The sequence below is a fragment of the Streptococcus parasanguinis genome (assembly GCF_964238605.1).
GTDB lineage: Bacteria > Bacillota > Bacilli > Lactobacillales > Streptococcaceae > Streptococcus > Streptococcus parasanguinis_AJ.
The window spans coordinates 150350-163567 of sequence record NZ_CAXSMM010000001.1; the positions used below are offsets into that span (position 1 = coordinate 150350).

The following is a 13218-nucleotide window of genomic DNA, read 5'->3' on the forward strand; positions in this document are numbered from 1 at the left end:
CATTTATTCATTCTCTTTCATTCTAGACAAAAATGAAAGCACTGTCAAAAATAATGCTCAAATGATTTCACAAACTTTATTCCTTGGAAGATGGTTTTATAAGCTTTTTAAAATTCAAATACAATATTTCACAAACTTATCACTCATGACTTTGCTATACATATAAAAAAACCGATAGGATCCTATCCTACCGGTCATCATCTTATGATTGGCGTTGGCCAAAGTCATGAATCATTTGTTCCAATTCTTCACGACTAGGTGTAGTAAGCATATAGAGGTAATCTCCCTGAAGTTCCGCAAAGGCCGCTGGCATGTCTTTCTTGACACGGAATTGATCATGGTATTTAGCCAAAACTTCATCCTCTGAAAGGACATAGGCTGCATTGGCACGACGAGAAGTTGCCAAGCAATAAAGGGGCTCAAACTCAGAAGCTGGGAAAGGTTCTCCTGCTACGATGGCAGCATAGCCACGGTACAAATCAATCGAGTGAGCGTAGTTGTAGACATCGATGGTAAAGCCACCTGCAGGGCGATTATTGTACTCGATCGCAATATAGTCATCCCCATCGCGGAAGAACTCAATGTGGAAGAAACGTTCCTTCATGCCAAAGGCCTTGACAATGGCTTCCCCGTATTGACGCAATTTTGGATCCATCTCTTTAAGGACATAATAAGAGTTGTCCATCTTGTAGAGCATCAAATCGAGTGGCGTATAAGCATAGTCAAAAGTCGTTGAGAAGACAATGTTGCCATCGCTATCGACCAGACCATCAAAGGTACAAATCTCGCTAGAAGTGACGAATTTCTCAAAGAAGTACTCGGTGTGGCCATCCCACTCAGCCTTAAAATGATCCACATCTTCTGGCGTTTCGATCTTGAAGGTCGCTGCTGCTCCTACTCCATTGTCAGGCTTAGCAATCAAAGGCAACCCAATCTTCTTCACGGCCTTATCAATGTCTTTTTCTGTTTTAACTACAGCACCAGGTACGACTGGGACTCCTGCCTTCTTGAAGAGTTTCTTCATTTCGGATTTGAACTTGGTTTTCTTCAAATCTTTTGGCTTAGCCCCGAAGACATTGAATTGCTCCCGAAGCGCCGCATCCAATTCCAACCAGTACTCATTATGAGACTCAATGCGATCGATTGGGCCATGTTTATAAAAGAGAAAGGCTACCGCACGCTTCACTTCGTCCAGATTTTCCAAATTTTCAACACGGAAATATTCTGTTAAGCTGTTGCGCAAAGGCTCATCTAACTGTTCATATGGCTCTTGACCAATTCCCAAAACAGTGATCCCTTTATTAGCTAGTTCGATGGTAAATTGTTGGAAGTTTTGTGGGTAATATGGTGAAATAACGATATAATTCATTGAGGTCTCCTCCCTTTTTACTTATAGATACATTTGGCCTAGGAAATAAGGCATTTGTTTGCGCCACCATTCCCAATCGTGGGCTACATCATGTCCCCATTCAGCGAACCATGCAGGAATATTTTTGTGATCAAAGGCTTCTTTCAGTTTGTAGAAAGATGGAAGCCCGTCTTGTTCCCAAGCCCCTAAACCAGTACAAACAACGATTTCAGCCTGACGGTAACGATCGATAAACCAGCCATCATTTTGGTTCCAGATATAATCAGATGGAGAATTTTGGTAAATGGCTTCATCTCCACCAAAATCACCAACAAAGAAACGAGCGTCATAGACTCCACTCAAGGCAATCACTTTGTTAAAGACATCTGGATGTTGCAAGAAGAAATTAAGCGCGTGGTAGGCTCCCATTGAGCAACCAGTTGTCATCATCGGATCAAACCAGCCTGTTTTGTGCTTGATGAAAGGAATAGCTTCTTCAATCACATAGCGCTCGTAAGCACGGTGCATCTCTGCTCGATCATGAGGATTTTTCCAATCACAAAGCCAGCTTTCACTATCAACACTCGAAAGGGTGAAGAATTGAACCCGTCCTTCTTCGATAAACTGAGCACAAGCATCAATCATACCAAAGTCATAGTACTCGTTATGACTTCCACCTGATGAAGCGAAGACCACAACAGGAATACCTGCGTGTCCATAGCGGTTCAAATACATTTCACGGTTGAGTTGGCCACTCCAGTGGCTTAAATGTTCAATATTCATAAGTTTCCTCTTTCTCTCTATTGATTTGTTCTGAGTCCATTAATCCCAATTTTCAGCCAAAAAGCGAAGGCACTCAGGTAAATGTTCAGCCCAAGCTTCTTCATGGTGAATAGCTCCAGATTGAATCCGAATGGCGATATTCTCTAAAGCAACTCCTTGTTGAATGACGTCGTGATAATAACGAAGAGATGAATCAATATAGGCTTGCTTGATGTTTCCTGCCATCAAAGTTTTATCTGTATCATCCGCCTCTTCAGTCCCCACATAGATGTAGATCCGTTGGTCTGAATATAATTTTTTGCGTTCAATATAATGATTGAAGGCATCTTGGTGCAGCCAGTTAGCGGATGAAAAGATACCTAAACAACCAATTTGATCTTGGTACTCTAAGCCCAAGAATTGGGTAATATTCCCACCCAAGGAAGAACCAATCATGGCCGTATGTTCTCGATCAGCAAGAGTCCGATATTCTTGGTCAATGAAAGGTTTCACCACCTCCATAACAAATTCGCCGTACTCAACTCCCTTGCCACCAAATTGCATGCCAGGAATATTAGATTCCTTGTACTTCCAGGCAGAGTATTCGTTCATGCGTTGGAAACCATCATTATCGATCGCAACGACAATCATGCGGCTAATATCGGGATTCCGCTTAATGGCTGGAATGACTTTCCAGGAATGACCCGCATAAGCTTCCTTGCTGTACAAAACGTTTTGTCCATCGTGGAAATAAACCACAGGGTAACGTCTATCTGTATCCGTTTCATAATTCTTAGGTAATAAGACTCGCACACGACGGAGTTTTCCGGTATAAGGCACTTTCAACTCGTGTGTCTTCATATCTAAATAAAAATAGGATTTGTTCATTGTCAGAAAACTCTCTATATTCTAAATTTTATTCATTATACCATTTTTAGAAGAAAAAGTCTGGATTTTCTCCAAACTTTTTCCTTTCTTGGGTTATTTTTCCATAAACTGAGCCAAATCTTGTAAAGAACGTTCGGCAATTTTCTCATAACGTTCCTTCTTATCACGAATGCGTGGTCCTTCTAGCTCCTTGATAATCCCGAAGTTGACATTCATGGGTTGGAAATGCTTGCTATCTGCATGGGTGATATAGTGAGCCAGGCTTCCGATAGCTGTCGTTTCAGGGAAAATCGCTGCTTCTTCTCCTTTGAAAAGGCGAGCGGCATTGATTCCAGCTACCAAACCTGAGGCCGCTGACTCAACATAGCCTTCTACACCTGTCATTTGACCTGCAAAGAAGAGATTTGGTTGTTTCTTCGAGCGGTAGGTTTGTTCCAGCAGATTTGGAGAATCCATGTAGGAATTGCGGTGCATGACGCCGTATCTGACAAACTCCGCATGTTCCAAACCTGGAATCATTTGGAAGACCCGTTTTTGTTCGCCCCATTTAAGGTGAGTTTGAAAGCCAACGATATTATAAAGGCTGGCAGCCGCATTGTCCTGGCGCAACTGAACGACTGCGTAGGGTGTCTTAAACTCCCCATCACGTGGCCCTTTGTAATCATCTGGATACTCGAGTCCAACTGGCTTCATAGGACCATAGAGCATGGTTTTGATGCCTCGTTTGGCCATGACTTCAATGGGCATACAACCTTCAAAATACTTTTCTTTTTCAAAAGAGTTGAGCGGGGCTTCTTCAGCATTGACCAAGGCCTCGTGGAAGTCCATAAACTCTTGCTTGTTCATTGGGCAGTTGAGATAAGCTGCTTCTCCCTTGTCATAGCGTGACTTGAGATAGACCTTGTTCATATCGACAGTATTGACATCGATGATTGGAGCTGCTGCATCATAAAAATAGAAACCATCGCCACCATTAAGGGCGTGAATCTTTTCTGCCAAGGCATCGCTGGTTAGAGGCCCCGTTGCGACCACTGTGATGGCATCTGTCGGCAATTCCGTAATTTCATCACGAATGACTTCGATGAGCGGATGTTGGGACACCTTTTCCGTCACTCGACTAGCAAAACCTTCTCGGTCCACAGCAAGTGCTCCACCGGCTGGTACACGAGTCGCTTCAGCTGCTTCAAGGATGACAGAACCCAGACGGCGCATTTCTTCTTTGAGTAGCCCAACAGCATTGGTGAGAGAATCCCCGCGAAGAGAGTTGGAACACACTAACTCAGCAAAGTTGTCTGTTTTGTGTTGCGGAGTGGATTTCACTCCCCGCATTTCATAAAGCTTGACCGGAATTCCCTGTTGGGCAATCTGGTAAGCTGCTTCAGAGCCAGCAAGGCCCGCACCGATCACATTGATATAAGATTGAGACATGACACTAATACCTCTTTGGGTATCAAAACACCCCACTGGACTGTTAGACACCCACAAATCTTTCTAATTTTCTACTTGGTCCATTATACCAAAAAGCCAAGTAAAAAGACAGGGAGGTTTTTCCTTCCTGTCTAGACTTTAACTATTTATTTTCTTATAAACACAACCAAGCTCCTAAGAGGGCTGATAGGATACTGAATAAGGACCCGATCAAGTAATACTCCGCAAAGGCTGGATTTTCCGAAATTTTATTGTAGCGGGCGATGGATTTGGCCGTAAATACTAGGCCGATAGAAGCAAATTGTCCATAGACGAGACAGGCGCCAATCACCAAACGCTCTAAAAAGCCAATCATGGAACCAGCCCCAGTGATCGTATCCATTTTCTTCTTGCTGGTGGGTTGATACTTGGCAAACAGAATTTTAAAGGCAATATTGCTTGGTTTCCCAACTAGGAGGACATAAAAGATCAGATTTAAAGTGTCAAAGGGTAGAAGATAGGTCGTGCCATTCTTCGCTCCTAAAAGGACTAGACAGCTAATGATGGCGATATGCAAGACTTGATCCAAGGCAAAAGTCCATGCTTTTGGTAATTTCAATTGCTTCTGCACGATCGGTTTTAAGAAATCTATTCCAGCATGAGTTAGTAAAATGACCAAGCAAATCCACCACAAGTCCAGATGACAGAGGGAAACCACAATCAGAGGCAGAGCTACATATAGAATGTGAAGCCCTAGCACCTTCTTATCCTGATCCTTACGATCCGCCATCTTTTGGCTTTGAAAATAATAATCTGATAGTAAATGACAAATCAACAAGAGAATCAAGTATGGATTCACTACGATACTAGACAATCCGCTCATCTTCCTCTCCTTTCACTGTGCTTTGTATACTAGCCAGGGCAGCTGCTCTCCCCCGTAAATAAACACGGATACTACTACTCTTTAACCGTTTAGAGAGGGCACTTGGGTTGATAGCTAGTGATTGAGCCAAATCCTGCTGACTAAAGGACTCGCTATATACGGATCTCTTTAGAAGATTGAGCAAGATCTCCTCCTGACTATCCCGCCAACCTGAACGAATGGCTTCTCCAGAAGCGATGAGGGCGTTCACAAAAAAGTCTTGGTTTTCCTTCCCGCTTGAAAAATAAATCTGTGTACTGCCATAGTCATTTTTCTGATGAACAAAATTGATGGCTGCGCGTGCATTCCAATAAGCTGGACCATCTGCTCCAACACTTTGCAAGGGATCAATAGCTGTTACAATCTCCCCAAGGCCAATTCCAAAACGAAGCTGAGTAGGGGTTAGTTCTGAACGTAAGGTATCGATGATTTGAAAAACTGGAGCATCCACTTTTAAAAGCGCCTGAAACTCATCCCCCAAGGTTAAGGTAAAAGCCGATGCTAGGCAGTCTTTAAAAAGCTCATTGATTTTTTGAAGCGTTTTTTCTAACTGTTTTTGCAGGTCAAAACGTTCTTGTACGATTTTGGAATCAATCACATCTGCAATCAAAGCAAGATACATAAGCCCACCTCCTTGTGTCTATTATAACGAAAAAAAACAAAAATGTCTATTATAACAGACATTTATAAAAATTGCCGTTATAATAGACATTGAATCATGTAAAAGATTATTTCACTTTTTCTTCTTCGTAGTCACCGTTGCTACAAACGACTTGTTTGCCACCGCCACGGACTTTCTTCTCAACTAAGTAATGACCACATTTAGGACAATCCCGGCCGATTGGCTTGTCCCAAGAAGTGAATTCACAGTCTGGGTAGCGATTACAGCCATAGAAGATACGATTTCGTTTGGTTTTACGCTCAATGATTTGTCCCTGATGACAGTTTGGACATTCCACCCCAATTTCTTTGACAATGGCCTGGGTATGGCGACAATCTGGGAAATTACTACAAGCATAGAACTTACCAAAACGTCCTAATTTAATCACCATCGGGCTGCCACAGACTTCACAATCAAAACCAGCTGGTTCGTCTTTGATTTGGATTTTTTCCATCTCTTCTTCAGCCTTGGCGACTTCTTTAGAGAATGGTTTGTAGAAGGCATCAATGACTTTTTGCCACTCTTCTTTTCCGAGTTCGACATCATCGAGTTTCCCTTCCATCTCCGCTGTGAAGGTCACATTGACAATATCTGGGAAAAACTCAACAATCAGTTTATTAACGATCTCCCCTAATTCCGTTGGTTCAAAGCGTTTAGCTACCAGCTTCACATAATAGCGTTTTTGAATAGTCTCAATCGTCGGAGCATAGGTTGAAGGGCGACCTACTCCATTTTCCTCCAACGTCTTAATCAAGGTCGCTTCAGAATAACGGGCCGGTGGTTGGGTAAAGTGTTGCTCAGGCTTGCTATTGACCTGCTTGACGATATCGCCTTCTACCATGTCCGGCAACATCTTGTTTTTGTCTGAATCATTATAAATCGCCAAATAACCGTCAAACTTTACCTGACTCCCATTCGCTGTATATTGAACCCCATTTTGACCTAAACGGACATTCATGGTATCAAAGACAGCTGCCGTCATCTGGCTAGCGACAAAACGATTCCAAATCAAGGTGTAGAGTTTCAATTGGTCTTTGTCCAAGTATTTAGCAATGCTCTCAGGAGTATTGAAGACGCTAGACGGACGAATCGCTTCGTGGGCATCTTGGGCACCAGAAGCATTCTTCACACGGCTTCCATGCTTAGAATATTTCTCACCGAAGCGATCCACGATAAAGTTAGCTGCCTCATTTTGCGCAACCGGACTGATCCGAGTGGAGTCGGTACGCATATAGGTAATCAAACCTTGAACACCAGAGCCAATATTGATTCCTTCGTACAATTGCTGAGCGACCATCATGGTCTTACGAGTACGGAAGTTGATCTTATTGGCCGCATCCATCTGCATAGAAGAGGTTGTATATGGAAGTGGCGCATTTCGACGACGCTCTTTCTTTTCCACCTTTTCAACAGTAAAATCTTTGCCATCTAAGCGTTCAAGAACAGCTTTCACCTCTTCATTGGTGTTGAGCTTCATCTTCTTGCCATCAATCCCATAGAAGCTAGCTTGGAATTGTTTGGTCCCTTTTTTGAAGACACCATCAATGGTCCAGTATTCTTCCGGCTTGAAATCATTAATTTCGTTTTCACGATCAATGATTAATTTGAGGGCAACAGATTGCACGCGCCCTGCAGAAAGTCCTTTTTTGACCTTTTTCCAAAGAATAGGCGAAATTGAATACCCTACAATCCGGTCCAAGACCCGACGTGCTTGTTGGGCATCAACCAAATCCATATCGATTTGACGCGGTTCTTTAAAGGCATTTTTAACGGCATCCTTAGTGATTTCATTAAAAACCACGCGGTTCTTTTCTTTGGCATCCAAGTTCAAAATATGAGCTAAATGCCAAGAAATAGCTTCTCCTTCTCGGTCCGGGTCACTTGCGAGAAAGACTTGTTTGGCTTTTTTAGCTTCTTTTTTTAAATCATTGATCAAGGGACCTTTTCCGCGAATATTGATATATTCCGGTTCATAGTTATTGTCGAAATCAATCGACATAGTTGATTTTTTTAGGTCCCGAATATGACCAACACTGGCCATGACTTTATAGTTACGACCAAGGTATTTTTCGATTGTTTTCGCCTTAGCAGGAGACTCCACAATCACCAAATTTTTCTTGGTTGTACTGCTTTTCTTTTTTGTTACCACGTTTTATCCCTCTGTATTGTATAAATCTCATTGAGTTTAATACATTTTAAGAAAGATGTCAACTAGGAACTTCTCCTATAGGAAAATCACAATTCGTATTTCAATTCATCAAGAATGTCCTGGCCTGATGTGACAAGCTTTGCACCTTCTTGAATCAAGTGATGGCAGCCTGCAGATTTTCCATCTAAAATATTTCCTGGAATAGCAAAAACATCTCGTCCTTCCTCCATGGCACGCTCACAAGTAATTAAACTTCCTGAACGAAGTCGTGCCTCTGCCACAATCACAGCCTGACAGAGTCCTGCAATGATGCGATTTCTCTCAGGGAAATGAAACTTCAAAGGAGCCTGTCCTGGTCCATACTCGCTCAAGACAAGATGATGCTCGCCCATGTGCATCTGTAGTCTTTGGTTACTCTTGGGATAAAAAACATCCAGCCCCGTTCCTATCACTCCGATGGTCTTTCCACCATTGCGGATACTGGCATAATGTGCGGTCGCATCAATCCCTTTTGCTAGTCCACTGACGATGACCAGTTCATTCCCAAGTTCCTTAATAATTTTCTCTACAGATCGCACCCCTTCTCGCGTCGTCTCACGAGCTCCAACGACTGCAATCTTCGGTCTGGTTAACAGTTGCAAATCCCCTTGGTAAAAAAGGAGTACAGGAGGATTGTAGATCTGTAGCAATTCCTCAGGGTATTCAGGATCAAAAATGGATAAAGCTGGGAATCGTTTAAAGTCTTTGTGTAATTGGTCGTCATCTAGTTGCCGGTATTTGTCTACAAAATGAATGATACTGCGGCAACGAGCGATCCTTGCTATCTCTTCTAAGCTTGGCAAGATTTGATCTTTCTTACAGTAATCCAAGACTCTCAAGACTTGCTCATTTGATAAACCGGCTGCTTTTAATTTAAAGATTTCAAATTTCTCCATGGTCACCTTCTACTTCCTCTCACTTATTTATTCGAAAAAGAAAAGAAAAAAGCTCTATTTCTAGAACTTTTTTTGATTTGGTGATGAATAAAAGTAGGATGCAGCGCCAATTAGGTTGCTCTCATTATGAAAGCGAGCCGCTTGAATGGGCAAAGCCTCAAATTGTTCATGCCCTCTTTGAGAGAGCAGGTCATGGTATTGGTGATTGATTTCATCGATCAGTAGCGGTTGGCTACTAATGCCCCCTCCAATGGTCACCTTCTCAAGTCGCAACAAAGATTGAAGATTAAAAATCAGAATAGCAATATCATGACAATACTCCTGAAACAAGGTTGTCAGCTCCTCGTTACCCCCTTGATCAAGAGCCCTGAATACAGCTATACCATCTGCCTTTTCTAGGTTCAAGATGTGACTAGCCTTCTCAACAAATTGAACAGCTGAACCAGTGTTTTCCAAAAGATTGGAAATGCCTTGCAAAAAGAGTTCTCGATGAAAACGACGATTTTCGGGCGTTCTTTCTGTCTTATTAATAGACCGAATGTATTCTGTCAGTTGCCATCCACTCAATAAATCACCGTTAGAAATAAGAGCAAGGCCAACTCCTGTCCCTAAGACCAAGGTCGCCCCGCACGGACAATCTTTTAGATTGCCAAGCCTTGCTTCTGCTAGACCTGCGGCTTCTCCATCATTGAGAACAGTGACTGGTACTTGAAATATTTGTTGCAATCTACTAGCCAGAGGAATGTTGCGCAAATAAGGAATAAGTCCCCCTCGAAAGACAAAGCCAAGTGTCTTTTGGATCTCACCAGGACAAGAAATGGCAATTCCGTCGATTTGTTCCCGAACAGGATCAACAATTCCTTCTAATCCTTGCCAAAACTCCTCAATCGTAGGTGGCGTCGGGATCTTGTCTGTATGAACCAATTGATAGTCTGCATCCATCAGACCATACTTAATAAAGGTTCCTCCGATATCGATGGTAAATAGCATGGCCTAATCCTCACACATTGATTTGACGGGTTCAAATGAACGCCGATGGATCGGAGTCACTCCCAGCTTGTGCAGACCAGCAAGGTGGTTAGCCGTCCCATAGCCAGCGTTCTGTGCAAAATTATAGCCTGGATATAACTGATCCAAGTCCTCCATCATCTGATCCCGAGTCACCTTAGCTACGATAGAGGCAGCAGCAATGGATAAGGAATTAGCATCTCCTTTGATGATACTAGTTTGAGGAATAGAAAGATCCAACTTCATGGCATCAATCAAAAGATGCTGGGGTTGAGGATCTAGCTGACCAATGGCCTCCATCATGGCTAGCTTCGTAGCTTCATAGATATTAACCTGATCAATCACTTGATTGTCCTTGACGCCGATGCCGATCGCAATAGCTTCTTGGAGCACAGCTTCATAGATTTCCTTGTGTTTAGATTTCGGAATTTTTTTACTATCGTTGAGGCCTGGAATCTTAGAACCTTTGGGTAAGATCACGGCAGCTGCAACAACTGGTCCTGCTAATGGGCCACGTCCCACTTCATCCACTCCTGCAATAAGCTGAATCCCTTGAGTATAAAGTTCTTTTTCATAGGCTAGCATTTTTTCCAAACGCAAATCTTCGTCCACTTGTTTTTGGAGTTCGCGTTTTCGTTTGCTGATAGCTGCTTGAACCCCCGCTCGACCATCAAGGATCAATTCTTCAAATAAGGGATGATCTAGATCGTCAATCGTTGCCAAACGCTCTTTGATTTCTTTAATCGTTGGCATCTATTTCACCTACACGATCAAGGGTATAGCGACCCAAACGACCATCACGTACATCCTTGACGAACAAGCTGTAAAAGCGATCGTAATCATCACGGAAGCCTAAGAGTTGAGTCATTTCCATGATGATTTCTGGAGCTTCCTGCTCTAAATTCATTTGCTTATAGCGTTCTTGCAACTCTTTTGGGTAGTGGGATTTAAAATACTCAAGACCAAAAATAGTCACCTCATCCATTGGCAATAACTGGTCCTTAATGGCACCCGTTAAAGCTAATTTTAGAGCCACTTCTTCATCTTCAAACTTAGGCCAGAGAATCCCTGGGGTATCCAAAATTTCAAGGTCTTTATTGGTTTTCAACCACTGTTGCCCCTTGGTCACCCCTGGTTTATTCCCAACAACAGCAATCTTTTTCCCTGCTAAGCGGTTCATCAAGGTTGATTTCCCAGCATTAGGAATCCCGATGATCATGGTGCGAAGGGTTTCAATCTGAATCCCCCGTTCCTTTTGACGGGCAATTTTATCGGCCATCAAGCTCTTAGCAGCATCTGTTACTTTTTTGACTGTTGACTGCTCTTTGGAGTTGATAGCCAAGGTTTTGATGCCTTGAGACTCAAAATAGTCCTGCCATTCTTTTGTTGCCACAGGATCTGCCAAGTCTACCTTGTTCAAAATCATTAATTTAGGCTTATCACCAACAATTTTCGTTAACATAGGATTTTGGCTTGATAGGGGCAAACGAGCATCTACCAAAACCGTCACAAAATCCACGAATTTTAAATTTTCTTGTACTTGTCTTCTAGCTTTGGACATGTGTCCAGGAAACCATTGTATAGTTGCCATGTTCTCCATTCCTTTCCAGTTCAATCTCTTCTATTATACCATGTTTTCTTCAATTCTCAGCCTTAAACGAGAATACAAAAAATGAAGCTACCTAGGTAACTTCATTTTTCTTCTATTCTGTCCAATTTATCAACGATTTCAATTGATCGTCCATTGTATAGGTATAGGTGTCGATATTTCTAGTAAAGTAGTTCTTCAAGTCATTTTCATCAGACATGCTTTGGAAATCGTACTTCTTAGCATTTTTCTCAAAGGTTTGAATGGTTTTTCCAGGTTTTTTATGAACGTTGGCTTTTCCATGGTTTTCGACCTGTTCAATAACCGCTATCTTGGAAATGACAAAATAACTTGTTTTTGATTTACCAAAAGATGTATCGGTAATAGAGTATACATAGACCAATTGCGGGATTTTGGAATCAAATGTACCTCCCCAATCAACTCCATCTTTGATTGCCGCAAAAGCCATCCCTTCAAATTTTGGAAGGTCTTTATAATTGCGGTCAGCTGCATAAGCCTTTGCTGCATCCTCTACATTCTTAGAGATGGCTTCTTGTGTATCCTCATCCACTTTTGACAAGGAAGTCACATAAGCTCCTTCCTCAAAATCAGCCAAAGTGACCTTGTATTTCTTACTGTCTTTTCCTTTCTCAACAGTTTTACCTTGTTCTTTCAATGCATTTTTACCACTTTCATTGAGACGAATCTCAATTTCATCTCCAACTGCAATAGGATCATTACTTGATATTTCTTTACCGTTCAGATAATAATCAAATGGGAAGCCATATTTAGCGGTTGCTTTTGCAATAAAATCTAGATCTTTTCCTTCAAATTGAGATGGTTTTGATAAACTTCCATTTGGAGAAATCCCCTTAATTTTTGGATAAAAACCCTTAAAGGGGTCAAAACCTACAAGCGGGATAAGATCCGCCTCCTGAGTTACAGATGTACCGGTAAAGTGAAGGCCAGGTATCATGTCTTCAAGATCGCTTTTATCGTAAAGTAATTTGACCGTAATTTTATCGTGATTGTTTAGGTTCTTTCGCTTCTCTGCCTCGATCAGTTCATCGCCTTTATAAACACTAAATTTTACTTTTGAAACTAGCTGATCGATATTGTAGTTTGAATTCTCAGTATTCAAGCCTTCTGCTTCTATCTTTTTCTTGATATCCCGATCTAAATTCTTCTTATTCAAACTAAGCGACTTCTCAACAATCGATCCTTCACCATCAGTCCCTTCAAATTCTAGCTTTATATAGTCCTCTAAATTAATGGTGTCACTGCTACCACGGTTTAATAAGAAATAACCTGCAAGAGTAATGACAGCAAGAAGGACAAAAATCCCTGCTAAAATTCCTTTCATGTTTCTTTTTGATTTTTTAGGTGCTGGGGCTTGAGTTGGACTTGGCCCTAATTGCACTGTCTTTGGTTGAAAAGCAACAGCTTTTGGTTCAGCTTGGGCAGCTACTTGAACTTTAGCTCCACACTTAGAACAAAATGCATCACCGGCATTAATAGGTGCCTGGCAATTGGTACAGTTTTTCATAAAT

General features: G+C 42.0%; 12 protein-coding genes. All 12 read right to left on the minus strand.

What is annotated here, in order from left to right:
- Positions 1-202: 202 nt before the first annotated feature.
- Positions 203-1369 (minus strand): ATP-grasp domain-containing protein, encoded by a 1167-nt coding sequence (locus ACESR9_RS00795; RefSeq protein ID WP_003001410.1) that lies wholly within the window; start codon positions 1367-1369, stop codon positions 203-205.
- A gap of 21 nt (positions 1370-1390) precedes the next feature.
- Positions 1391-2131, minus strand: coding sequence for an esterase family protein (locus ACESR9_RS00800; protein ID WP_003001389.1), 741 nt, complete (start codon positions 2129-2131; stop codon positions 1391-1393).
- 39 nt (positions 2132-2170) lie between these two features.
- A complete protein-coding gene (locus ACESR9_RS00805; RefSeq protein WP_003001451.1) occupies positions 2171-2998 on the minus strand; it encodes an alpha/beta hydrolase in 828 nt (275 codons plus the stop codon).
- A gap of 93 nt (positions 2999-3091) precedes the next feature.
- Entirely contained in the window at positions 3092-4426 is a 1335-nt protein-coding gene (gene trmFO, locus ACESR9_RS00810; RefSeq protein WP_373104968.1) for a methylenetetrahydrofolate--tRNA-(uracil(54)-C(5))-methyltransferase (FADH(2)-oxidizing) TrmFO, read from the minus strand.
- 154 nt (positions 4427-4580) lie between these two features.
- Positions 4581-5288: a DUF3307 domain-containing protein gene (locus ACESR9_RS00815; RefSeq protein WP_373104971.1), complete on the minus strand. Its 708-nt coding sequence runs from the start codon at positions 5286-5288 to the stop codon at positions 4581-4583.
- Positions 5272-5949 carry a SatD family protein gene (locus ACESR9_RS00820; protein ID WP_373104973.1) on the minus strand — a complete coding sequence of 226 codons (678 nt, stop codon included), beginning with the start codon at positions 5947-5949 and terminating at the stop codon, positions 5272-5274. The genes ACESR9_RS00815 and ACESR9_RS00820 overlap by 17 nt, the downstream gene beginning before the upstream one ends.
- 106 nt (positions 5950-6055) lie before the next feature.
- Positions 6056-8137 carry a type I DNA topoisomerase gene (gene topA / locus ACESR9_RS00825; RefSeq protein ID WP_031573190.1) on the minus strand — a complete coding sequence of 694 codons (2082 nt, stop codon included), beginning with the start codon at positions 8135-8137 and terminating at the stop codon, positions 6056-6058.
- Positions 8138-8223: 86 nt separating this feature from the next.
- Complete coding sequence (gene dprA / locus ACESR9_RS00830; protein ID WP_373104976.1) at positions 8224-9072, minus strand: DNA-processing protein DprA; 849 nt, start codon at positions 9070-9072, stop codon at positions 8224-8226.
- Between the two features lie 60 nt (positions 9073-9132).
- Complete coding sequence (locus ACESR9_RS00835; RefSeq protein WP_373104979.1) at positions 9133-10062, minus strand: ROK family protein; 930 nt, start codon at positions 10060-10062, stop codon at positions 9133-9135.
- A gap of 3 nt (positions 10063-10065) precedes the next feature.
- On the minus strand, positions 10066-10833 hold the full coding sequence (rnhB, locus tag ACESR9_RS00840; protein WP_373104980.1) for a ribonuclease HII: 768 nt from the start codon (positions 10831-10833) through the stop codon (positions 10066-10068).
- A complete protein-coding gene (gene ylqF, locus ACESR9_RS00845; protein WP_347112227.1) occupies positions 10820-11671 on the minus strand; it encodes a ribosome biogenesis GTPase YlqF in 852 nt (283 codons plus the stop codon). Before ylqF ends, rnhB begins: the two co-directional genes overlap by 14 nt.
- Positions 11672-11783: 112 nt before the next feature.
- Positions 11784-13214, minus strand: a complete 1431-nt coding sequence (locus ACESR9_RS00850) for a zinc-ribbon domain-containing protein (RefSeq protein WP_061591206.1) — start codon at positions 13212-13214, stop codon at positions 11784-11786.
- Positions 13215-13218: the final 4 nt, after the last annotated feature.